18 protein-coding genes are annotated in these 24,857 nt (G+C 45.1%); 15 read left to right on the plus strand and 3 right to left on the minus strand.

Going from position 1 to position 24,857, the window contains the following annotated elements; all coding sequences use genetic code 11:
• The first annotated feature begins 9 nt into the window (after nt 1–9).
• The 11 genes from mukF (at nt 10) to HC752_RS15185 (ending at nt 16,241) form a co-directional block, all read left to right on the plus strand.
• Nucleotides 10–1,347, plus strand: coding sequence for a chromosome partition protein MukF (gene mukF, locus HC752_RS15135; RefSeq protein WP_190336010.1), 1,338 nt, complete (start codon nt 10–12; stop codon nt 1,345–1,347).
• The gene (gene mukE / locus HC752_RS15140; RefSeq protein ID WP_190336011.1) at nt 1,328–2,038 is read left to right on the plus strand and encodes a chromosome partition protein MukE; all 711 of its coding nucleotides are present in this window, start codon (nt 1,328–1,330) and stop codon (nt 2,036–2,038) included. Before mukF ends, mukE begins: the two co-directional genes overlap by 20 nt.
• On the plus strand, nt 2,035–6,504 hold the full coding sequence (mukB, locus tag HC752_RS15145; protein WP_190336012.1) for a chromosome partition protein MukB: 4,470 nt from the start codon (nt 2,035–2,037) through the stop codon (nt 6,502–6,504). Before mukE ends, mukB begins: the two co-directional genes overlap by 4 nt.
• A gap of 186 nt (nt 6,505–6,690) precedes the next feature.
• Nucleotides 6,691–7,590: a LysR family transcriptional regulator gene (locus tag HC752_RS15150; protein ID WP_190336013.1), complete on the plus strand. Its 900-nt coding sequence runs from the start codon at nt 6,691–6,693 to the stop codon at nt 7,588–7,590.
• 95 nt (nt 7,591–7,685) lie between these two features.
• Nucleotides 7,686–8,699 carry a helix-turn-helix domain-containing protein gene (locus HC752_RS15155; protein ID WP_190336014.1) on the plus strand — a complete coding sequence of 338 codons (1,014 nt, stop codon included), beginning with the start codon at nt 7,686–7,688 and terminating at the stop codon, nt 8,697–8,699.
• 139 nt (nt 8,700–8,838) lie between these two features.
• Entirely contained in the window at nt 8,839–10,002 is a 1,164-nt protein-coding gene (locus HC752_RS15160; RefSeq protein ID WP_190336015.1) for a DmpA family aminopeptidase, read from the plus strand.
• A 43-nt stretch (nt 10,003–10,045) separates the two neighbouring features.
• Nucleotides 10,046–11,230, plus strand: a complete 1,185-nt coding sequence (locus HC752_RS15165; protein ID WP_190336016.1) for a hypothetical protein — start codon at nt 10,046–10,048, stop codon at nt 11,228–11,230.
• A 234-nt stretch (nt 11,231–11,464) separates the two neighbouring features.
• Complete coding sequence (locus HC752_RS15170; RefSeq protein ID WP_190336017.1) at nt 11,465–12,808, plus strand: aspartate aminotransferase family protein; 1,344 nt, start codon at nt 11,465–11,467, stop codon at nt 12,806–12,808.
• A gap of 209 nt (nt 12,809–13,017) precedes the next feature.
• Nucleotides 13,018–14,115 carry a YcjF family protein gene (locus HC752_RS15175; RefSeq protein WP_190336018.1) on the plus strand — a complete coding sequence of 366 codons (1,098 nt, stop codon included), beginning with the start codon at nt 13,018–13,020 and terminating at the stop codon, nt 14,113–14,115.
• The gene (locus tag HC752_RS15180) at nt 14,102–15,640 is read left to right on the plus strand and encodes a GTPase family protein (protein WP_190336019.1); all 1,539 of its coding nucleotides are present in this window, start codon (nt 14,102–14,104) and stop codon (nt 15,638–15,640) included. Before HC752_RS15175 ends, HC752_RS15180 begins: the two co-directional genes overlap by 14 nt.
• Before the next feature lie 232 nt (nt 15,641–15,872).
• Nucleotides 15,873–16,241, plus strand: coding sequence for a VOC family protein (locus tag HC752_RS15185; RefSeq protein WP_190336020.1), 369 nt, complete (start codon nt 15,873–15,875; stop codon nt 16,239–16,241).
• Between the two features lie 62 nt (nt 16,242–16,303).
• Here the strand turns inward: HC752_RS15185 and arfB are convergent, their stop codons facing one another.
• The 3 genes from arfB to HC752_RS15200 all read right to left on the minus strand — a co-directional run bounded on the left by arfB (nt 16,304) and on the right by HC752_RS15200 (nt 20,507).
• Nucleotides 16,304–16,717, minus strand: a complete 414-nt coding sequence (gene arfB, locus HC752_RS15190) for an alternative ribosome rescue aminoacyl-tRNA hydrolase ArfB (protein ID WP_190336021.1) — start codon at nt 16,715–16,717, stop codon at nt 16,304–16,306.
• 66 nt (nt 16,718–16,783) lie between these two features.
• Nucleotides 16,784–19,597, minus strand: coding sequence for an ATP-binding protein (locus HC752_RS15195; protein WP_190336022.1), 2,814 nt, complete (start codon nt 19,595–19,597; stop codon nt 16,784–16,786).
• Nucleotides 19,584–20,507: a cytochrome-c peroxidase gene (locus HC752_RS15200; protein ID WP_238930531.1), complete on the minus strand. Its 924-nt coding sequence runs from the start codon at nt 20,505–20,507 to the stop codon at nt 19,584–19,586. Before HC752_RS15200 ends, HC752_RS15195 begins: the two co-directional genes overlap by 14 nt.
• A gap of 294 nt (nt 20,508–20,801) precedes the next feature.
• Here HC752_RS15200 and HC752_RS15205 point away from each other — a divergent pair, with 294 nt between their 5' ends.
• The 4 genes from HC752_RS15205 to rpmI all read left to right on the plus strand — a co-directional run bounded on the left by HC752_RS15205 (nt 20,802) and on the right by rpmI (nt 24,828).
• A complete protein-coding gene (locus tag HC752_RS15205; RefSeq protein ID WP_190336024.1) occupies nt 20,802–21,431 on the plus strand; it encodes a beta-phosphoglucomutase family hydrolase in 630 nt (209 codons plus the stop codon).
• A gap of 598 nt (nt 21,432–22,029) precedes the next feature.
• Entirely contained in the window at nt 22,030–23,958 is a 1,929-nt protein-coding gene (gene thrS, locus HC752_RS15210) for a threonine--tRNA ligase (RefSeq protein WP_190336025.1), read from the plus strand.
• Nucleotides 23,959–23,961: 3 nt separating this feature from the next.
• Nucleotides 23,962–24,513 (plus strand): translation initiation factor IF-3, encoded by a 552-nt coding sequence (gene infC / locus HC752_RS15215; protein WP_190336109.1) that lies wholly within the window; start codon nt 23,962–23,964, stop codon nt 24,511–24,513.
• Between the two features lie 120 nt (nt 24,514–24,633).
• A complete protein-coding gene (gene rpmI / locus HC752_RS15220) occupies nt 24,634–24,828 on the plus strand; it encodes a 50S ribosomal protein L35 (RefSeq protein ID WP_190336026.1) in 195 nt (64 codons plus the stop codon).
• Nucleotides 24,829–24,857 lie beyond the last annotated feature (29 nt).

Consider the following 24,857-nt stretch of genomic DNA (forward strand, 5'->3'; position numbering starts at 1 on the left):
GGATGAACAATGAGTAATGTAACTCAAGATGTTGTAGAGCAACCAATCGATGAATTGGTTAGCTGGGTAAAACAACACGATTTCTCATTGAACTTGTCTACTGAACGTCTGGCTTTTCTGATTGCGTTAGCCGTTTTAAGTAACGAGAGATTTGATGAAGAGTTGGGTGAGGGAGAGTTGCACGATGCGTTCTCTATTGTCACCCGCTTGTTTGAAGAAACGGGGGAGGCTTCTGCATTTCGGGCGAATAACGCCATCAATGAAATGGTGAAACAGAAGCTATTAAGCCGATTTACCAGTGAAATTACAGACGGTGCAAGTATTTATCGTTTGTCTCCTTTAGCAATCGGTATTACCGATTACTATGTGCGCCACCGACAGTTTTCAAAGTTACGACTGTCCATTCAGCTGTCCATGGTGGCAGGTGAAATGGAAAAAGCGATCGCAGCGGCGAACGAAGGCGGCACACCAGGACACTGGCAAAAAAATGTCTATGGTGTTTTAAAATACTCAGTCGGTGAGATTTTTGATCAAATCGATCTCAATCAACGCGTTATGGACGAGCAGCAGCAATTGGTAAAAGACCAAATAGCAGAGTTATTGAACCAAGATTGGCGTGACGCCATCAACAGCTGTGAAGCGCTGCTCAGTGAAACATCCGATACCCTGAAAGAGCTGCAAGACACGCTGCAAGCCGCTGGCGATGAAATGCAAACTCAGATCCTAGATATCCAAGGGTTAGTCTACGGGCAAAGCGAATTGCAATTCGTCGAAGAAGCACTCTATGGGTTGCAAATGAAGCTCGACCGCATAGTGAGCTGGGGTCAACAGACCATCGATCTATGGATTGGTTATGATCGCCATGTCCATAAGTTCATTCGTACTGCTATTGATATGGACAAAAACCGCGCCTTCAGTCAGCGATTGAGACAGTCTGTTAAAGACTACTTCGACGCACCATGGTTGCTGACGTATGCCGATGCCGCAAGGTTACGTGACATGCGTGATGAAGCTTTGGTTCTGCGTGATGATGAAGTCATGGGGCAGGTACCAATGGATGTCGAATACGAAGAGTTTGAGCAAGTAAACGACGAATTGTCAGAGCGAATAAGTGAGATGCTCAGTGCTCATAAAGAACGAGGTGCTTCCATCGATTTGGGGGTGGTTCTCCGTGACTATCTTTCGGCACATCCACAAGCACATCATTTTGATTTAGCTAGAATTGTTGTCGACCAAGCGGTGCGCTTAGGTTACTCCGAATCTGACTATCAGGCGATTCAACCTGATTGGCAGGCGATCAACGATTTTGGCGCGAAGGTACAAGCAAATGTCATTGACAAATACTGAAGAATATATGCCAGAGAAACTGGCAAAAGCGATTTCCAATCCGCTGTTTCCCGCACTGGATAGTGCACTTCGATCCGGGCGCCATATCTCCTCTGAAGACATGGACAACCACGCATTGCTGAGTGATTTCGAGACTGAACTTGCCCAATTTTACCAACGTTATAACACCGAATTAGTGAAAGCGCCGGAAGGCTTTTTCTACCTTCGTCCGCGCTCTACCTCCTTGATTGGTAGAAGTGTTCTTTCCGAGCTGGATATGCTGGTGGGTAAAGTGTTGTGCTTCCTGTATCTCAGCCCTGAACGGCTGGCTCACGAAGGCATTTTTACTAACCAAGAGCTGTACGACGAGATGATCTCGCTAGCGGATGAGAAAAAACTCATGAAGCTGGTCACCAACCGTGCGACGGGCTCTGATCTCGATCGCGAAAAGCTGTTTGATAAGGTACGCACATCATTAAGACGTTTGCGTCGGCTCGGAATGATTATTCACATTGGTGAAAGCGGTAAGTTTCGTATCAGTGAAGCGGTATTTCGCTTTGGTGCGGACGTACGTATTGGCGATGATATGCGCGAAGCGCAACTGCGCTTAATCCGAGATGGTGAAGCGGTTGTGCACCAACAAGAACCTAGCCAAGCCAGCTTGCTAGAAGAAGAGTCGGAAGAAGAACAAGAAATAGAGGGTGAAGCATGATTGAAAGAGGTAAATATCAATCACTAACCATGATCAACTGGAACGGCTTTTTCGCACGTACTTTTGATATCGATGGTTTGGTTACGACACTTTCTGGTGGTAACGGTGCGGGTAAATCGACCACAATGGCCGCGTTCATAACGGCATTAATTCCTGACCAAAGCTTGCTGCATTTCCGTAATACGACAGAAGCAGGCAGCTCTCAAGCCTCACGTGATAAGGGGCTATATGGTAAATTGCAACCTGGTGCCTGCTACGCCGTTCTTGACGTGGTGAATTCACGTAATCAGCGTTTATTGTTTGCGGTAAAACTGCAGCAAGTGGCTGGGCGAGACAAAAAAGTAGACATCAAGCCGTTTATTATTCAAGGTTTACCCAGTCACGTCAAACCAACCGATGTGCTGATTGAAAGTGTATCGGAGAAACACGCTCGTGTTCGCCAAATCAACGAAGTGAAAGAAAACGCACTTCAACACGAAGGTGTTCACTTCAAAGCGTTTTCTTCTGTTGCCGAATACCATTCTCAGATGTTTGAATTCGGGGTGTTGCCGAAGAAACTTCGCAACAGCAGCGACCGTTCCAAGTTTTACCGATTGATTGAAGCCTCGTTGTACGGCGGAATATCCAGTGCTATCACACGATCATTACGCGATTACCTATTGCCACAAAATGGTGGCGTAAAAAAAGCGTTCCAAGATATGGAATCGGCCCTGCGTGAAAACCGCATGACGCTAGAAGCGATCAAAACGACGCAAGCCGATCGCGATTTATTCAAACACCTAATCACTGAGTCGACCAATTACGTGGCGGCGGATTACATGCGTCACGCCAATGAACGTCGTAACAAGCTAGAGGCGACGATGTCTTTGCGTTCAGAGTTGTTTGGGTCACGTTCTCAGCTAATCGAACAAAACCATTTGCTAAACCGCGTACAAGAAGAGCTTGAACTGCTGGTTGAGCAAGAAGGGGGATTGGAGCAAGACCATCAAGCGGCGTCTGATCACTTGCAGTTGGTCCAAAATGCCCTCCGACAACAAGAAAAAATCGAACGCTACCAAGAAGATCTCGAAGAGCTGAGCGAGCGCCTTGAAGAACAAAGCATGGTGGTTGAAGACGCTCAAGAACGTTTAGTGGAAGCAGAAGAGCAGGCACACATTTCTGAAGAGGAAGTGGACAGCCTGAAAACACAGCTTGCGGATTATCAGCAAGCGTTAGATGTTCAGCAAACCCGAGCATTGCAGTATCAACAAGCCGTCAAGGCATTGGAGAAAGCAAAAGAACTTGCGGGCTTCGATGGCCTCACCTCTGATAATGCGGCGACATTACTGAGTGAGTTGAAACAATCGGAGCAAGATAAAACAACCGCGTTGCTGTCGATAAAACACAAATTGGACATGTCTTCGGCAGCGGCTGAACAGTTTGAACAGGCGTATGCGCTAATTAAGAGCATTGCGGGCGAAGTAGAGCGCACCCAAGCCTCCGCTGTCGCAAAAGCCAGCCTGCAAAAAGCACGCGAAAATCAACAACTGCTGCAAAATGAATCACAGTGGCAAGCACAATACCGCGACCTAGAAAGAAGCCTAACTCAGCAGCGTATTGCACAGCAAAGTGTGACGGAATACCAGAAGCAACACAGTGTTGACTTGATCGATGAATTAACGCTTGAGCAAGAACGCGAGCGTCACAGTGCAACGATTGAATCGGTAGAGCATGACAAAGAAGTGCTGCGTGAGCAGCGCAGTGAACTTCGTCGTCACCAGCAAGATACCGACGCTGAAATCAAAAGATATGAGGGCATTGCGCCGACTTGGATTGCTGCCCACGATGCACTAGAAAAGCTAAAAGAACAATCGGAAGGCGATTTGTACGATAGCCAGGCAGTAATGTCTGAAATGCAGCAAGTTCTAGAGCGTGAGAAAGCTCAATCGATAGCCAAAGATAAGCTGGGTGAGCGACGTACTCAATTGGATAATGAAATCGAACGCCTAGCATCGCCGGGTGGTTCGAACGATCCTCGTCTAAAAGGGCTGGCTGATACGTTAGGCGGTGTGCTGCTTTCTGAAATTTACGACGATATTACGATAGATGATGCGCCGTATTTTAGTGCGATGTACGGACCTGCACGTCATGCTATTGTTGTTTCTGATTTGTCTGGCATTAAAGAAAAGCTCATCGAGCTAGACGATTGCCCAGAAGATTTGTACATCATCGAAGGGGACGTGGATGCCTTTGACGACAGTTCATTCAACGCAGATGAACTCGAAGGCGCGGTTTGCGTTCAGCTTAACGATCGTCAAATGCGTTACTCTCGTTTCCCAGACATTCCGTTGTTTGGACGTGCAGCGCGTGAACAGCGTTTAGCGTTGTTGCGGGCAGAGCGTGATGAAGTAGTAGAACATCATGCGAAAGCGTCATTTGATTCGCAAAAGCTTCAACGTCTGTACCAAGCGTTCAATGAGTTTGTCGCGAAACATATCGGTGTGGCTTTTGAAGCGGATCCAGAACAAGCGCTTCAGGTTGCGCGTGAGAAACGCAATCAATTGGCTCGTCAGCTTTCTGAATTGGAAAACCGCGAACAGCAGCAGCATAGCCAGCTTGCAGCGTCTAAAAAGGCATTGTCACTTCTTGATAAGCTTGCGCCAATGATGGGTGTGGTCGAAGATGAAACCTTATTGGAGCGCCACCAAGATCTGGAAGAGAAACTCGCTAACCTAAGCGAAGCAAAACACTTCCAGAGTCTTCATGGGAAAGCCATTGCGCAATTAGAAAAAGTCTCGTCTGCTCTAGAAGCTGACCCAGAGCAATTTGATGCTTTGCAAGCAGAATATGAAGCGGCTGATAGCGAACTTCAGGTTCTTAAGGTCACCCTGTTTGCCTTGGCGGATTTGGTCGAACGTCGTCATCACTTTAGCTACTCCGACTCGGTTGAATTACTGAATAAGAGCAGTGAACTGAGTGAACAGTTGAAGTCCAAGTTAGTGGCAGCGGAACGAGCGCGTACGCGTCATCGTGAAGTATCGAAACAATCTCAGCAACAACTTAGCCAATACAATCAAGTGCTTGCTTCTCTCAAGAGTTCACACCAAGCGAAAGCGGAAACCATGCAAGAGTTCCGAATTGAATTGCAGGAGTTTGGTGTTAACGCGGATGCGGGTGCGGAAGAGCGTGCACGTAATCGTCGCGATGAGTTGCAAGAACGGTTACACGCATCACGTAATCGCAAGAGTGAATTTGAGCGAATTATTACATCATCTGAGCTGGAAATGAAATCTTTAGCGAAGCACCTAAAGAAAGTTCAGAAAGAATACATTGAACTTCGTACCTTTGTGGTTGCGGCAAAAGCAGGATGGTGTTCGGTTCTTCGCCTTGCGAGAGAAAATGACGTTGAACGTCGTTTGCACCGCCGTGAATTGGCTTACATGTCGGCAGACGAATTGCGTTCCATGTCGGATAAATCACTGGGTGCTTTACGTCTGGCTGTTGCCGACAACGAAGACCTACGTGATGCGTTGCGTTCATCCGAAGATAATGCTCGTCCTGAGAAAAAGGTGCTCTTCTACATCTCGGTGTACCAGCACCTTCGTGAGCGTATTCGTCAGGATATTATTCACACAGATGATCCGGTTGAAGCCATTGAAGAGATGGAAGTCGAATTGGCTCGCCTTACCGAAGAACTGACTCAGCGTGAAAATCGCTTAGCGATCAGTTCCGAATCGGTCGCGGCAATCATCAAGAAAACGATTCAGCGAGAGCAAAACCGAATTCGCATGCTTAACCAAGGATTGTCGAACATATACTTTGGTCAGGTAAAAGGCGTTCGCTTGAATGTGAACATTCGTGAAAGCCACGAAGTTTTGCTCAATGGTTTGAGCACGCAGCAAGAGCAGCATAAAGATCTGTTTGAAAGTACACGCTTTACGTTTTCGGAAGCGATGGCTAAATTGTTCCAGCGTGTGAACCCGCATATTGATATGGGGCAGCGTTCACCACAAGTGCTGGGAGAAGAACTGTTAGATTACCGAAACTACTTAGAGTTGAGTGTTGAAGTCAATCGTGGTTCGGATGGTTGGCTGCAAGCCGAATCGGGGGCGCTTTCTACGGGTGAAGCCATTGGTACGGGTCAGTCCATACTGCTAATGGTGGTGCAAAGCTGGGAAGAAGAATCTCGACGCTTACGCAGCAAAGATATTGTGCCTTGCCGTCTTCTATTCTTAGATGAAGCCGCCCGTCTTGACGCGAAATCGATCTCAACACTGTTTGAGCTTTGTGATCGTCTGGGTATGCAATTGCTTATTGCAGCACCAGAAAACATCAGCCCAGAAAAAGGCACAACTTACAAATTGGTTCGTAAGGTATTTAAAGATCACGAGCACGTGCACGTTGTAGGGCTGAGAGGGTTTGGCGACACGTCTAAAGTGAGTGATGCTGCTCAAGAAGCAATGGAAGAAGCGGATTTAGTCGGTTAACTTTCATCGCAGCTAGGGTAAACAATTACACTAGGGTCAACAAATCTAATTACGCCTCCTTTCTGGGGGCGTTTTTATTTTCTTTTTGGGGACATACTGTACTCAAACAACCTCTAGATGTAGGATTTAACACTCTATCTTCGGCTCCTTATGGCAATCAACGCATCGAAATAACGGACAGTCTTCATGAAAAGGAAATCGCTAACGGGTCAACTCAGTGACATCGATTTGCGCTTATTGCGTGTTTTTCGTTGTGTGGTGGAATCGGGTGGATTTTCAGCCGCGGAAGTCGCGCTCAATATCAGCCGTGCCGCCATCAGTACGGCCATGGCCGATCTAGAAGTCCGATTAGGGTTTAAGCTGTGCCATCGTGGACGGTCGGGTTTTTCTATGACAGATGAAGGGCAGCAGGTTTACCAATACGCGCTTCAATTGCTGGCGTCATTGGAAGAATTTAAGACTCAGATTAATACTTTGCATTCGAATCTGGTCGGTGAGTTAAACATTGGCATTACGGACAACATGGTTTCGATGACCGAAATGCGCATCACCAATGCTCTTGCCGAGCTCAAAAAAGCCGGACCCGATGTGATGATTAATATCCGGATGATCCCACCGAATGACGTCGAAAAAGGGGTTCTGGATGGGACTTTGCACGTAGGAATGATTCCGCATATTCGTACGTTATCTGGGCTTGAGTATGAACCTTTGTATAATGAGACATCATTGCTTTTTTGTGGCTTAGGGCACCCAATGTTCTCAGAACACGTTGAATCAGTGGATTTTGCCGAATGGGATGCCGTCATTCCTGCCTATGCTCAAACCCCAAAAATTCAGGCGTTGTATAACTCTATGAAAAATTCAGCCACAGCGACTGACAGGGAAGGCATCGCGTTTCTTTTACTCACAGGACAGTACTTAGGATACCTGCCCGATCATTTTGCCCAAAGGTGGGTCGATGACGGTGTAATGAAAGCCATATTACCTATGCAATACGGTTATTCTCAGCCCTTTGCCTCCATTACTCGAAAAGAGCGTCGGGCAAATTTAGTGTTAGAAACGTTTTTGCTCGCGCTTAACAAGTGAGTGTTGCTAAGTGGGCATTCTGATTCACGCTTTTCGTTTAAATGCAAGGGTGCTTGTGTTAGAAATAAAGGCTGTTTAAGCAATAATAGAATTTCATGGTTTCAGGTACGATTTCGAGAATCTTTTCTGATCAGGTTTTGGCCTATCTTCGCACGTTAGACGAAGAGGTTTCTGATGATCTCTTGCCTGAACCAGGGGAAGCCGTCCAATATTTGGGAGACGGAAATTATCTCTATCTAAGCGACTTTTATCAGTTCCTTAATCGGGTAGAAACCTTGACGAGAAACCCTGACTTTGGCTGGGATATCTATCAAGATTTTGATTTTCGTAACATGGGAATCATGGGGTATGCGATTGTCAATTCGACGTACCTCAAAGAGGCCATATCGGTCACCTGCGACTACGTTCAATTGGTTCAAAGCCACACCGAAGTTTTCCTAAGACCAAGTCTTCATCATCCCGATTGCATGGATTTATGTTACCGCGTGAATTCTGATGGCTTGGCATCGGTGCATGATACCCATATGTCGCTAGGCTTTTTTATCCGTCTCATACAGTATTTATGCAACCCAGACTGGAGCCCTGTGCGGATTGGCTTAACGCACAGCCAGCGTAAGCGAAACATCAGTGAGAAGACTCAGTCCTTGTTTCTGGCAGAACAGCCATTCAATTTTATTACCATCGAAAACCGCGTATTAGACGCACAGATTGCCGCATCAGATCGACGCTTGTATGACATTATGTGCAGTAATCTGACTGAAAAAATCGAGCAGCAATCCGAAACGTTGTCTTTCTTTCAAGAGCTTGAAGACGTTATCTTTCAACTGTTGTCTGATGAGGAGTGCGAAATTGATAAAGCAGCTGAACACATGTGCATGAGCCGCCGTACACTTCAGCGCAGACTAGCGGATCATGATGTAAGTTTTTCTTATCTGGTGGACAACGTGCGGCGTCATTTTGCATGTCAGTTGCTACATGAAGTTAAGCTATCGATGATTGATATTGCTTTAACCTTAGGCTACTCAGAGCTTGCTGCCTTTGATCGAGCTTTCAAACGCTGGCACGGGATCACCCCTACCCAGTATCGAGCGTTGTTTTCCCCAAAATAACCGCATACCACTCACATGCCATTAAGTTGTCACTTCAAGTCAATACAGCGACTACCGACCCCTTTATCTTAACTTTAGTTGTTAATAAGTTGTAAATTTCGCAGCTTATTCTTAAGTACGTAAACTAAGAGAAGGTTTCATGGCTGTAATTCGTTCTAACTCCAAAACATCTCGACACGCTCCGACTCCTCGCGCCCGTGACTTGGGTATTCCATTAGAAGGCAAAACTTCAACTTTTAATGCCATTACTGATGTAAAAGGCGTTGAAGTTGGGTACACCACCTTGATTGATCCGTTGCAAAAAATGTGTACGGGCGTAACCGCTATTCTGCCGAGAGGGAAAAGCACGTCTCCGAGCCCTGTCTGGGCTGGGCAGTACGATCTTAACGGAAACGGAGAAATGACGGGCACACACTGGATCAATGAAGCAGGGTATTTCCTTGGTCCTATTTGCATGACGAATACGCACTCTGTCGGTATGGTGCACCACGCAGCGACCCGCTGGATGATGAATACTTATAGCACGCACTTCAAAGAGGGGCACGCATGGGCAATGCCCGTAGTGGCGGAGACCTATGATGGCTTTATGAATGACATTACGGCTCAATTTGTCACTGAGGCTGATGTGTTGGATGCGATCAACCGAGCACAGTCCGGTTCGATAGAAGAAGGCAATGTCGGCGGGGGAACGGGCATGCAAACGTACGAATTCAAAGGAGGGTCGGGAACCTCATCGCGTTTGGTGCGGATCCCCGGACATGAATTTGTCGTGGGTGTGTTTGTTCAGTCCAATTTTGGTTTGCGGCATGAATTTACTGTGGCTGGGGTCCCGATAGGACGATATCTGAATGACAACTGCCCAATCCTGCAAGCAATGGACAGCGATGCTAGAGACACGGGTTCCATCGTGGTGACCATTGCAACGGACGCCCCATTACTGCCGTTGCAACTTCAAAGTCTGGCGAAGAGGGCGGCGATTGGTTTGGGTCGCACAGGAACCTCAGGCGGTCATTATTCTGGTGATATCTTCCTTGCCTTTTCGACGGCTAATGACAATGGCATGCCGTTCAGTTGTGGAACGGTTGCCGATGCGATTCTCCCATTACAGCATGTGAATGAGCACTACTTAGACGAATTTTATATGGCAACAGTGCAGGCGGTTGAAGAGGCCATTTTGAATGCCATGATGGCAGCGAAAACAACATTAAGCGTGAAGCCCAAAGGATTGGTGTTTGAAGAAATTGATCATCAAACATTGCGCTCACTTCTTAAGAAGCACGATCGTTTAGTTGACGGTCTCTAAACCTAACACACCTATTTATCAAAGGAATGAAGAGAGAAGTGTAATGAATAACTCAATACAACCCCCGAACTTACCATCAATAATCATGCTTGCGTGCGCAGGTGTCTTACCGGCTTTCGTTTTTCTGGTTGCCCCCGTCTTCGTCGGCGGGTTGGTTGAAACCGGCATGGCGGTTGATCAAGCGGGTTTTTTACTGTCAGCAGAATTAGGCGGCTTTGCCGTCGGAGGGCTATTGGCAACGCTGAGTTTAAAGAATATCCAATGGACTAAAATCGTATTCGTCGCGCTCTGGGCTATGATCGTCGGAAACCTAGTAAGCGCGTACGTATCTAGCGGTCATGCCCACAGTTATGAGATGTTGATGTGGGTACGAGTGATCGGTGGGTTAGGAAGCGGAAGTTTGGCGGCCATTATCAATATTGCACTGAGCAAGGCGCAAAACAGTGATCGAGCGTTTGCGTATTTGCTGTTTGCGCAGCTTTCATTCAGTGCGTTGGGCATTTATTTGTTCCCAGATATCATCGCATCGGTTGGCAGCGTGAATGTCATTTTTTACGTACTCGTTGGGGCGTGTGCAGTGGTGTTAATTACCGCACCTATTTGGACACAAAAGTGGGCTATTTCTATTGCTTCAGATTCATCGTTACCGAATCCCCCTTCATTGTGTAACCTCGTTATTTTACTCTCCATTTTAACCATGTTCTTTTTTTACGCAGGTGAGAATGCTGTGTGGGCCTTTTTGGAGGTCATCGCCGAAGAAGGCGGGATCGAAGGTCATGAAATGGGGGAGTTGCTTGGGACAATAGGCTTGGCCGGTCTAGCCGGTGCTGCGTGCGCTATCGTTCAAGCTGAAAAATTTGGGCGATTGTTTCCCATTCTACTCACCATTAGCGTCCAGATAGGTGTAGCCATCCTTCTGCAAGGCGAGCTCAGTGCTATGCCGTTTTTATATTTGGCTTCTGTCTTTAATTTTCTTTGGAATTACTGCGCTCCGTATCTGTTTGCCGTCGTGGCGGATGTGGATCCATCAGGTCGTGCCGTTGCTCTAAGCATTCCTGCATTAGGCGCTGGGCTCACGGCGGGGCCGCTTATTGTAGGGGCAATGTTGCCGACCTTTGGCTTATCGATAGTGAATATTGTTGCGATTTCAGCACTCACATTAAGTGCACTTATTGTAATGCCGTTACTGCGTAAGTCTTTGGTTTTCAAAGAAGATACAGTGAGTTAAAACAGGCGAGCACCATTTAGAACACTATCAACGGAAGTAAAGACTTAAAGGTGGCTGATTCAACGAAAAGTTTTACACCCTATCGCCCTATTCAAGAGGCGTTAGGGTGTGCTTCAGAGGGGAGAAAGAGTTACGTAACTTTCAAGTTAACTTGGCGTAACTAACTCTGTATTTAAGTTGCGTAATCGGAGTAATACATTGCGATAAGAGTGTAATCAATAAGGCGATAAGAATATGGACATTCAATCTTCTCACGACAGTAAAATACCCCAGCACCAATTGGATGCGCATTGGATGGCATTTACAGGGAATCGAGAGTTCAAACGAGCACCCAGAATCATCCAATCTGCCAGTGGTCGATTTTATACGGATGACAAAAAACGCAAGGTGTTCGATGGCTTATCGGGGTTATGGACTTGTGGGTTGGGTCATTGCCATCCACAGATTACAGAAGCGATATCAAAGCAAGCGGCGCATCTAGATTATTCACCCGCTTTTCAGTTTGGTCACCCAAAAGCATTTGAACTGGCAGAGCGAATTGCTTCGATGATGCCACACAATTTGAACCGAGTGTTCTTTACCGGATCTGGCTCTGAATCGGTTGATACGGCTCTTAAGATAGCACGAGCGTATTGGAAGAAACGAGGTAAAGCGAGTAAGACAAAATTGATTGGACGTGCCAAAGGTTACCATGGTGTGAACTTTGGTGGAATCAGTGTTGGTGGCATTGGTGCTAACCGAAGCCTTTATGGTGAAGGGCTGGCGAGTGATCACCTTTCTCACACGCTATTGGAAGAGAACCGTTTTTCGAAAGGGCTTCCAGAAACTGGGGCTTCATTGGCGAATGAATTGGAAGAAAAAGTGCTGCTGCATGGCGCAGATAACATTGCTGCTGTGATTGTCGAACCCATTGCTGGGAGCGCTGGTGTGCTACCTCCCCCGAAAGGGTATTTGGCGCGCTTAAGAGAGTTGTGTACCCAGCACGACATCTTACTGATTTTTGATGAGGTGATTACCGGATTTGGGCGAATGGGTGCAAACAGCGCCGCTGAATTATTTGACGTTACCCCCGATTTAATGACGATTGCCAAGCAACTCACTAACGGCGCCATTCCTATGGGAGCGGTAGTGGCATCTCAGCCTATTTACGACACATTTATGGAGTCGGGGGGAGCGGAGTACCTGCTGGAATTGCCCCATGGCTACACCTATTCCGCACACCCTATCGCGTGTGCTGCTGCTTTGGCTACATTGGATGTGATTGAACAAGAAGGTGTGCTCTCTCATGTGCGTGACCTATCACCTAGCTTTGAACAGAAAGTTCATAGCCTCCAAGCCCATTCTTCTGTGTTAGACATTCGAAATTTTGGGTTGGCGGCTGGGCTTACGTTTGCTGCCAAAGAAGGGCAACCGTTACTACGACCTTACCAAATCGCCATGTCTTGTTGGAAAAAGGGCTTTTACGTTCGTTACGGTGGTGACACCATTCAGCTTGGCGTGCCATTCCAAACAACCGACAGAGAACTCGACGCATTAATTAATGCATTGGGTGAAGCGATAGAAGAAACAAAAGATTAAAAATGACAACGATAGGGCGTTGATTCTCGGAGTGAGTTTCAACCGCTAAGTGTGGTTGTCGGAATCATGCCACGGTCAAAAAGCCCTTAATTGGGCTTCTTGTGGTGTGTGCATTTTAGAGCAGTCAAGTTAACGGTTTGCCATTTTGTTAATTTGAATGTTCTCTATGGTAATCTATTCAGCATGTTTTTCTTTAGTCTGGGCTTACCATGTTTGATTCAATCAAAGACTTTATTAATCCGGGGAAAAACCCCGATCTCTCCTCTGCCTTCGACTATCAAGAATCTCACCTTCCTACGTTGTGGATGCTCGGAAAAACCGGAGCAGGTAAGTCCTCGTTGATCCAAGCATTGACAGGGTTGACCTCTGTGGAAGTCGGTAATGGTTTTGCGCCGTGCACTATGACGTCTTCTTCTTATGACTTTCCGCAAGATAAGCCTGTACTGCGATTTTTGGATACTCGTGGATTAGGAGAAGCGGAATACGATCCAAAAGATGACATCAGTATTTGTGCCAAGAAAGGTCATGCTTTGTTGGTTGTCGCAAAGATTGATGAACCTGAACAACGTTCAGTTTTGGATGCATTAAAGCAAATCCGCAAACAGTCAAATATCAAACACGTCCTTGTTGTCCATACCGCTGTAAATCTAGTTGGAAAAGAGGATGGGGCGAGAATGATGTCGCATAATCAAACGCAGTTTGAAAAGGCTTGGGGTAAAAAGCTGCCATCCATCGATGTGGATTTTGAATGCGACTCTGAGCATGACTTCCATCTCGATGAGATGATCAATACATTATCTGAAATGCTACCGATTGTGGGATTAACGGTGAGGGACAAAGTGTTCTCGTCTTTGGAAGAAGAGAATTTTGATAAGTTAGAAAATGAAGTGCTTTGGTATGCAGGCAGCGCGAGCGCTTCAGACTTAGTGCCCGCGGTTGGGTTAGTTTCTGTACCAGCAATTCAAGCCAAAATGCTCCATAGTTTGGCCAATCAATATGGCGTGGAATGGAGCAAAAGGACGTTTAGTGAATTGATTGGCACATTGGGCACAAGTTTTGGTGTTCAATATGGCGTGAAGCTTGGAGCCAGGCAGTTGGTTAAGTTGATCCCAGGGTTTGGGCAAACTGTTGGTGCTGTCGCGGCGGCAGCCATTAGCTTTGCCACCACCTATGGGCTAGGACGTGCAGCATGTTATTACTTTTACCACAAAAGCAAAGGTGAAGCAGTGAGCAGCGAAATCATGCAGCAATTGTACAAAGACGCGTTCAAAAAAGGCAAAAGGGTCGCAAGCGATGACGAGAGTTAAAAAAGGGTTAAAGAGTTTAAATCGGTATGCTGGTGGACTGGTTGCCGTCTCGCTGATGGGCATCATTTTCCCTCTTTTGGTTTTGAGTGGATTGGGTCTATATGTTGTGATAGAGAATGGGTACATGGTGCCATTAGCCATGGTACTGCTGATATCCGCTTTGATGGTTTTCATCCCTCGTGTCATTTGGAAGAAATCCAATGAGAACACGTCAAAAGAAAGTTCAGAAGACTTTGTTGAACCGTCGGATGATTGGTCTGATTCAGAACAAGAAATATGGTCTAGCTGCAATCAAGCTATCGAGCGCTTACTCAGTCAAAACGAGGATTGGGGGGCGTTAAAGGCGCATGGTTTTGACATCGCAGAAATGGTCGCTCAGTCTTTTGGAAAAAAAGAGCTGGATTTTACTGTGCCTGAAGGTTTGCAGTTAATGGAAGAGATCAGTAGGCGTTATCGCAAGGTCTTAAATGAACATGTTCCTGCGGTAGATTTGGTGAAAGTGTCACAGATCAAATGGCTTTACGATGCAAGTGATAAGTACGGCGAAACGGCTCTTAAGCTTGGTAAGCGAGGAATGTTAGCTTGGCGAATATTACGTGCCACCAATCCCGCCGCTGCGGTTGCGAATGAAGTGCGGAGCAAGATGCTGAGTTCGATTACAGACCAGATATCCGATAACCTCCAGCGAAACGCCAAACGAGCACTACTTCAGGAAGTCACGAAAGTGTGTATTGACTTATACAGCGGTCGCTACACAATCGACGATCATCAAATATCGACCAGCAAAATTGATAAAGCCGATGAAAAACGTAGAACACCTTCAATGGAACCTGTGCGCATTACCTTGGTTGGGCAACTCAGTGCGGGCAAGTCTTCTTTGGTGAATGCACTGACGAATGAAATGAATGCAGAGGTTGATCTTCTACCAACTACGGATGGTATTGCGGTGTATCAGTGCAATTTAGAGGGTGATGACGTTCTGAAATTAGTGGATATGCCAGGTTTGGATGGGAGCGAGAAAAGCACTGAAAAAATGCTGAAACAAATGACCCAATCCGATCTTGTTCTATGGGTACTTAAGGCGAATCAGTCTTCCCGCCAATTGGATGTGACGTTAGCAAAGGCGTTTGAAGCCTTCTATCAGAGACCTGAAAATATCTCGCTCAAAAAGCCAAAACTGATTGGTGTCATGAACCAAGTTGATAAGCTTAAGCCGACATCGGATTGGTCTCCACCTTATGATCTCAATGATACCGGCAACTCAAAATCAATGACCATACGAGCGGCGATGGCGTTTAATCAAAACCTATTACCATTCGATCAAATCCTTCCTTTAGCCATCCCAGAAGACAACCTCATGTTTGGATTGCTAGAGTTGGAAGAGACCATTCAGCTCAAGTGTGATGAAGCCAAAAATGTTCAGTTAAATCGCCAAAGACATGAGGCGAAAGGATCGGCAGGCTTACTTAAACAAGGGAAACGCTTGTTCAAAGCAGGTGGCAAAGTGGTGAGCAATATTTTTTAACCACGTAAAACAATATGAGCAAGAAGGGAATAGAGCTCAAATAAAGAACGGTCAAGCGCTCCATTTTTAGGAAGAGCAGTTTTTATGAAGAGCAGTAAAGTTTTCATGAAGAAGAGAGAAAAGCGCACATGCCCAATTTGAAACGAGCTGTAGAGTTCGCCATCTTTGCTTGTTTTCCCAGCAGAGCTGAGCAATAGTAGCCGTTTTGTTTTTCTTCTATTTAGGTAAGTGAATGATCATTAATCATGTTTCTGTGGGGGTGAGTAACGTCGAAAAGTCGGCTGCGTTTTACGACAAGGTACTCGCCACATTGGGGATATCTCGTTCTCACACTGTTGAGGGTGAAGCGATAAGTTACGGCGACAACTTCGAATTCTGGGTTGGGTGCATTTGCGGAAAGCACTCAATATCGGGAACGGGAACCCACATTGCGTTTAATGCCCCCACGGAAGAATCGGTGCAGGCTTTTCATGCGGTTGCGATTGAAAATGGTGGTCTGTGTGCCGGAGAGCCAGGTCCAAGACCAGAATACGGCGATGCCTACTATGCCGCTTACATTCATGATTTGGATGGCAACAAGATTGAAGCGGTGTGTACCTAAACCAGACAAGTAAGCCCATTGTCGGACAGCGTGCTGGGCTATTTGCAGGGGTGTGGTGCCTTTTAATACGAAATTTTGCCACGTAATTTCTTGGTTTGTCCGCGTTGTGTTTTTTTATCCATACGTTTCATTTTGGAAGAGAATGTCGGCTTAGTATCCCGCCTTTTCTTATCAATGACCGTCGCCGAGCGAATTAATTCAGCTAGCCGATTATAGGCATCCTCTCTATTTTGCTCTTGAGTGCGAAATTGCTGCGCTTTGATAACAATAATGCCGTCTTTGGTGATTCGACGGTCTGTTAATTGCAAAAGACGTTCTTTATAGAAGTCGGGCAGAGCAGATTTGTGGATGTCGAATCGCAAATGAATGGCACTGGAGACCTTATTAACATTTTGCCCCCCAGCACCTTGAGCCCTGATGGCTTCTATGTGTATTTCCCATGATGAAATCACCACGGAATTTGATATTTTGATCAAACCCTGACTCTCAAGTGTTGCCGATAGAATTGACTGAATTAGATGGAGATGAGGGTAGCATGTTTTTCACCTAACATCTTGGTGTTGCGTAGAACTCGAGCCTTGACAAGACTGTTCCGCCAAATGTTGTTTCAATAGACGTGACGTTTGATCGGCGTTAATTTTGAGCAAGTTAATCAACTCTTTTAGTACCGAAAGATCGGGGAGCTGCCCTTGGCTTGTCATCAGAAAGATTTGCTCTGATTTATTGAACATTTTGTTGGCATTTAGGCTGTTGGCTATGCCTTTCACTGTGTGGGTGTGAAGTTTTATAGAATCGATGTCTTTTGTTTCTGCGGCTTCGACTAAAGCATCTACGCTCTCATTCATCGATTCTTTAAGCGTTGTAATTATCTCGATAAGTTGAGTCACATCCCCAGCGCACACATCGTTAATATAAAAACTCAGATCGATCTCAGATTCGGAAGTCGAATTTGTCTCCATGGAAACCGTAAACGGTTCCAAGTCCACCACATTGTCCTTAACTGCTCTTCTTTGCTCGATCATGGATTTATGTTCAGCTAGAGCATCGTTAAAACTGTTTTTTTGCAAAGGTTTAGTGAGAACATAATTTGCCCCTGCATCAATAAAGCGGTCATGGGCTTTCTGGAATACATCCGCCGTACATCCAAATATAATGGTATCGAGTTTTAATTCATTTCTAATGTACTGTGTTGCCTCGATACCATCCAATCTGGGCATGTGGTTATCCATAATGATGATGTCGTACGTGCTTTCTTGAAGTCGTTCTACTGCCTCTAAGCCATCTTTTGCTGTGGACACTTTGTGACCCAGTGAATAGCAGAATTTCTTTGTCACCATGGTATTTACAGGATTATCTTCAACGATAAGGATATCTAGCCCAACAGGAAGTGGCTTGAATGGCTTCGTTTCAGGCTCATGTTGAATTGGGCGATCTTGTGTTTGTTCCACACTAATATGGAAAGTAAAACGGGTCCCGACACCTAGACTACTTGATACACGAATCGTCCCCCCCATTAGCTCGACTAACTGTTTCACAATAGCGAGCCCAAGCCCTGTTCCTCCGAAATTTCTCGTTGTCGAGGATTCCGCTTGAATGAATGGATCAAAAATGTGTTCCAATCGGTCTTGCGCAATGCCAATACCTGAATCTTCTATTTCGACGGTTAAACCATACGTGTTGTGCGCTTCTGATTCACAGATACAGCGAAGCTGAACACGGCCGTTAGCGGTGAACTTTACAGCGTTGCTCATTAGATTAAATATTATCTGCCGGATCCGTGAAATATCGGCCAGAAACACTAAGTGATCTGGAATCTGGTCGTCTACTTGTAGCTCTATTCCCTTGTTATCACAGAGTAATTGATACGTTGAGGTGATAGGCGTCAGTATTTGCTTAAAGTGGAATGGTACGGCATCCAGCTCTAATTTATTTTGTTCTATTTTTGAAAAGTCGAGAATATCATCAAGCAGTGAAGTGAGGTGATCGCCAGACTCCAGCAAAACCTCTAATTGCTCTTTATGCTCACGGTTGGTGGTTTCACTAAGCATGATTTGCGCCATACCTAAGATGCCATTGAGTGGTGTTCTTAATTCGTGGCTCATGGTCGCCAAAAAGGTAGATTTTGCGTCATTTGCAACGTTCGCTTGCTCTACGGACTGTTCCAGTTTTCTTTCAAGCTGTATTTTTTTCGTGATGTCTCGTTCTACTGCGATATAACAATTTAAATGACCGTCTTCATCCTTAATGGGGGTAATGATCATATCTATCCAATACGGGGTTCCATTTTTATGGTAGTTGAGTAATGTCGACTCAATGTTTTTTTGGTTCTTAATGGCATCGGAAATGCGTTGAACGGAATAAGGGCAGGTATCTTTGCCTTGTAAGACACTGCCTGGAGATTTTCCTATCATTTCTTGTAAGCTATAACCCGAGAGCATTTCAAACCCTTTGTTTACCCAAGTAACGGACCCATTTGGATCCGTCACTATGATGGCATCTTTGGCGTGCTCAGCGATGAGTGCGTGGCTGGCTCGTTGCTTTTCTGCCTCAATGACAGTCTGCTTCATTTTGAGCAATTCAATAAAAGACAGTTTTTGGCGATAAAGAGCATACGTGCAGACTATGATGATCATGGCAAAAATAAGAAACGCAATATTTCCAATAGAGGTGCTAACTTCGCCCGCCCAATAGGCATTGATTTTTTTGAGGTGCTCAGATATCCCTAAACTTGTTAACGTGGCCTGTTTTCTTTCGATTTGATGTTTCACTCTGTCTTGAAGCTGAACGTAGCTAAGCAATGATTGATAGGCAGTGTCCTGTGATAAAGAAGAACCCTCGGGATAAGGGCTATCGGAAAAGCCGCGTTGTGTCGCCATTGATATAACCAATTTTTCTGCAGCAGAGGAGTAACGATTAAATAGGGTCTCTTGTAACAAAGTAATGGTTTTTCTTGCGTAGTTTAGTGAGACGTTTGCGCTGAGAAGAGATTCTTTTTCCCTTACAAAGGCTTTAACTTTCAGCTCTGTTGCTTTCGTGTTTTCCAAAGCACTGGCATCAAAAGGTTGGAAAATAAGAGGTACTTCCGAAAAGTGTTCAAGAATAGAATGATTCAATTCTTCAGCAAAAAGTTCGGTCTGCACCAACATGTCAGATAACTCATCGTAATGATTGATACTGCGAAACTGAAAACTAAATAGGCTTTCTTGAAGTGCGATAACGTTTCGGTGTAATGAGCTGTAGTGACTTTGAAGTTGAGTGTAAACATAATGTTTATAGAGATTGAAACTCAGAGACACCATCACCACAGTCAGTAAGCTGACTAACATCAGTTCCTTAAACTTACTACCGATTTTCATTAAGTAACTCCAAAAGAACAGGGGGTTTTGGTGCCGTAAGGCTGTTTAGAAAGGCACTGAGTTCTAATGTGGTTACCGCATCAAGCTCCATTCCTAGCTGAACTTTTGCCATCGTTAAAATCGCTTCTTCTAACGTTTTGGCTCTACCATCATGAAAATAGGGGGGGGTGGTTGCGACATTACGAAGCCCGGGAACCCTGAAAACGTATTTATCCTCGTTATTACCTGTTAAGTTATACCGCCCAAGATCCGACACAGTGTGGTCTGGTGTGATGTTTTGAATGTTTCCAAACCGTTGGAAAAGGTTCCCTCCTAAGTTTTGACCTTGATGACACGCGATACAGCCCAATTTTTGAAAATTAAGCCAACCTCTTTTTTCTACGGTTGATAAAGCACTCTCGTTGCCTTCGAGAAATTGGTCAAAAGGAGAATGGGGTGTGTTTAGAGATTTCATAAAGAGGACAATCGCATTCGTCACGGTCTCTTTTGATATTTCACCTTCATAAGCAGAGGAAAACAGCGACTGATAACTTTCGTCGGCTTGGATACGTTTAACGATGGACGGCCAGTTTGAATTCATTTCTGAAGGGTTATGGATGGGGCTATCTATTTGGTGCTCTAGGCTGGATGCTCGACCATCCCAAAAAAAACGAGTGTTTAAGCTCGCATTGAATACGGTTGGCGAATTGCGCTCTCCAAACCCCTTTACGCCATGAGATACCCGCGTTTTTTCGGCACCATTCGATTCTAATTGATGGCAACTGGCACAGCTGATTTGGTTACTTGATGATAGGTTTGTATCGTTAAACAGCCGAAAACCAAGTTCGACTTTGCTTCGATTAAACGGAGTAGAGGGTGGCACGGGTTTGACAAAGTCTGTGTTGTACGCCTTCTTTTCAGAAAGGCGCATAGACTTCCCAGACCATTGACTTGCTTGGTGAAAAAAATAAGCCGTAAATACAAATGTTACAGTTAAGCAAGCCCACCATATTCTAGATATATTTATCATTATCTAACTTATCCTGACATTATGCTTAGAGTATGGTTGTTGTTTGAACATTTTCAACTTAGCTCAACGGTCTCGGTGATTGTTCTATTCCTCGAACTAAAACAGAAGATAAAGCATTGAATCCTGCATCTTGAGATTGATTGAGTATATAGTGGAGGTTGATTTTAAGTAGCGGAAACATCGTGGGAGTAGGAGATGACATTGGATTTAGAGCGATACCATGGTTTGATATTTGATATGGATGGCACGCTGATTGACTCTATGCCAACTCACTTAGACGCTTGGGAGAGAGCAGCGAAAGACTTTTCCATTCCATTTGACCGTGAGTGGATTGCCTCTATGGGTGGAATGCCAAGTACAAATATTACGATAGAAGTGAATAAGCGATATGGACTCGATTTGGATCCGGTAAAAGTAGCAAAAGCTAAGATGGATCATTTTGAATCCATGGCAGAGTTTGGCGATCTTATTGATGACACATGCGATATCGTGAAACATTATTTAGGCCGCAAGAAAATGGCCGTAGGAACAGGAAGTGTAAGGCAAAATGCCTCTCGCATGCTGGATGACAAGGCTTTGACTCCCTATTTCGATGCGATTGTTACAGCATCTGATGTTGCAAATCATAAACCCAATCCAGATACGTTTTTACTCGCGGCAAAGGAGATAGGTGTGGCGCCCGAGCATTGCGTTGTGTTCGAAGATACCATGCTTGGCAAACAAGCTGCCCATGCTGCCGGAATGGATTGTGTGATGGTGGTAGAAGGTGGTTTGGAATTTTGTCCGAAGCCAACGTGTTCTGAGCCATTGTGTTCTAAGCAATAGGCGAATTGTCTCAGGGTATAGAAATGCAAAAGCCACCAGAGTGATTGTCAGGTGGCTTTCTCAGTTCCGTTGATTTTGCAGTGCGGCTTACAGCGCGCCAGCCCAGAATAGGGCATTAGATAATGTGATTCCAAACATTACTGCCATCATTAGCAGGAAACCTGCGGCAAAGCGTAGTTTTGATAACATTTCTGTAACTCATTTTCAGTTTAAATTTAAATCGATGCAATAATGCCTAAAAAGTGTGCGATAGGCAACGTTTTTGTGTTTTTAAATTACATAATGTTGTGGTGCTAATGAGTAGGGTGAAAAACAGAAATGGTTAGATGACTTGCGATACTTTTCTGTGACTAAAAAACGTTGCTAATCGCTGAGTGATGAGGAAAATATCATTGTCTTCTTCAAGCAATATTCGTTAGAATTGCGCGTTCATTTAGCAAAGTGCATCGGTATTTGCACTTTGTCAGATAACGATTTTTATTTGTATAGATCAACGTACATACATACTTATATTTCTCTCACCTGATGTTTTAATCATCTCAACGAGTGAACTAAACATGTGTTGCTTGGTATGCAACACCACTGTAAAGGAATAAACATGCCTATTATTACTCTTCCTGACGGCAGTCAGCGCGAATTCGACAATCCTGTTTCTACTCTAGATGTGGCTCAATCCATTGGTCCTGGTCTTGCGAAAGCGACCATTGCTGGTCGTGTAAACGGTTACCGTGTAGATGCATGCGATCTTATCGAAGAGGATGCGAGCCTTGAAATCATCACAGCGAAAGACGAAAAAGACGGTCTTGAAATTGTTCGTCACTCATGTGCTCACCTTCTTGGTCATGCTCTGAAGCAACTTTACCCTCAAGCTAAAATGGCGATCGGTCCAACCATCGATAATGGTTTCTACTACGACATTGATCTTGAAGAATCGTTAACGCAAGACGATCTTGAAAAAATCGAAAAGCGCATGAAAGAGCTGGCGAAAACCAAATATCAGGTTATCAAGAAAAAAGTAAGCTGGCAGGAAGCTCGCGATGCGTTTGAATCGCGTGGCGAACCGTACAAAGTAGAAATTTTGGATGAGAACGTTGCTCGTGACGATCGTCCAGGTCTATATCATCACGAAGAATACATTGATATGTGTCGTGGTCCTCACGTACCAAACATGGGCTTTTGTCAGCACTTTACGTTGCTGAATATCGCCGGTGCCTACTGGCGTGGTAACAGTGACAACAAAATGCTTCAACGTATCTACGGCACAGCATTCCACGACAAAAAAGCATTAAAAGCTCACCTTACTCGCTTGGAAGAAGCGGCGAAGCGCGACCACCGTAAAATTGGTAAGCATTTGGACTTGTTCCACATGCAGCAAGAAGCGCCGGGTATGGTGTTCTGGCATCACAATGGCTGGTCTATTTTCCGTGATCTAGAAGTGTTTGTTCGTGAAAAATTGACGGAATACGGCTATCAAGAAGTCAAAGGTCCCCTTATCATGGATCGCGTACTGTGGGAACGTTCTGGTCACTGGGATAAATACGCAGAAGCGATGTTTACCACGGCTTCAGAGAACCGCGAGTACGCCCTTAAACCGATGAACTGCCCAGGTCACGTTCAAATCTTTAACCAAGGACTCAAGTCTTACCGCGATTTGCCGTTGCGTATGGCAGAGTTTGGCTCTTGCCACCGTAACGAACCGTCAGGCGCATTACACGGTATTATGCGTGTTCGAGGTTTTACTCAGGATGATGCCCATATTTTCTGTACAGAAAGTCAGATTCAAGAGGAAGTGACGAGCTGTATTAAGATGGTTTATGACACGTATCAAACATTTGGTTTTGATAACATCGTAGTGAAGTTGTCTACTCGCCCTGAAAAACGTGTGGGAAGTGACGAGATATGGGATCAATCAGAAGAAGCCCTGAAGCAGTCTCTTGAAAATATAGGTATTCCATATGAAATTCAAGAGGGCGAAGGCGCATTCTATGGACCAAAAATTGAATTTACTTTGCATGATTGTCTCGATCGAGCATGGCAGTGTGGTACAGTTCAGTTAGATTTCAATCTGCCAAGTCGTTTGGGCGCTACTTATGTAGGCGAAAATAACGAACGTCTTGTACCAGTAATGATTCACCGAGCCATTCTTGGTTCATTAGAGCGCTTTATTGGTATTCTCATCGAGGAATACGCTGGCTTCTTCCCAACTTGGTTAGCACCAGAACAAGCAGTTATCATGAATATCACGGACAAACAGTCCGATTATGTTCAAGGTGTTGCACAAAAACTGCAAAAAAGTGGAATTAGAGCTAAAGCGGACTTGAGAAATGAGAAGATAGGCTTTAAAATCCGCGAACATACATTGAAGCGTGTTCCTTATATGTTAGTTTGCGGCGACCAAGAAATGGAAGCCGGAGAAATCGCAGTACGAACACGTAAAGGTAAAGATCTCGGTAAATTTAAAGTGGATGATTTTATTTCGTACATCCAAGCCGAAGTATCTAGCCGTAAGCTCAATCTGGAGGAATAAACTATTAAAGGCGGAAGACGTGGCCAACAGCCGGCCAAACAAAACCAGCACCGTTTAAACGGTGAAATTCGCGGCGTTCGTGAAGTTCGTCTTACAGGCGCCGACGGTGAACCCGTTGGTATCGTTTCAATTAGTGAAGCGCTTGAAACAGCTGTTGAAGCTGGTATGGATCTTGTAGAGATCAGCCCTAACGCCGAGCCACCAGTTTGTCGTGTGATGGACTATGGCAAGTTCCTCTTCGAGAAGAGCAAAGCTGCGAAAGAGCAGAAGAAAAAGCAAAAACAGATTCAGATTAAGGAAGTAAAATTCCGCCCTGGAACTGATGTCGGAGACTATCAGGTAAAACTACGCAACCTGACTCGTTTCCTTGAAGACGGCAACAAAGTGAAGGTAACTATTCGCTTCCGTGGTCGTGAAATGGCTCACCAAGACATCGGTGTTGACGTTTTGAATCGATTGAAAGAGGACACAATAGAACTTGCTGTTGTGGAATCCTTCCCGACTCGAATCGAAGGACGCCAAATGATCATGGTGCTTGCCCCTAAGAAGAAGTAATTAACGGCTTACAAGTAATTAAACCCTGCCGCATTTCCTTTGAATTAAGGTGTTAACGGCAGGGTTTTATTCGCCCTGATTACTATTGTTTAATAACTCAACAATGCGGAGTTCTTCATCATGCCTAAGATGAAAACCAACAAAGGTGCTGCTAAGCGTTTCAAGAAAACTGCTGGTGGTATTAAGTATAAGCACGCTACAAAACGTCACATCCTGACTAAGCGTTCTATGAAGAACAAGCGTCAGCTTCGTCCAAATGCAATCCTTCCTAAGTGTGAAGTGGCTGCAGTTGTTCGTATGTTGCCATACGCTTAATTCTTTTTAGTTATCAATCGTTTAGTTTA

Source organism: Vibrio sp. S9_S30, from assembly GCF_014694455.1.
In the GTDB taxonomy this organism is placed as follows: Bacteria; Pseudomonadota; Gammaproteobacteria; order Enterobacterales; family Vibrionaceae; genus Vibrio.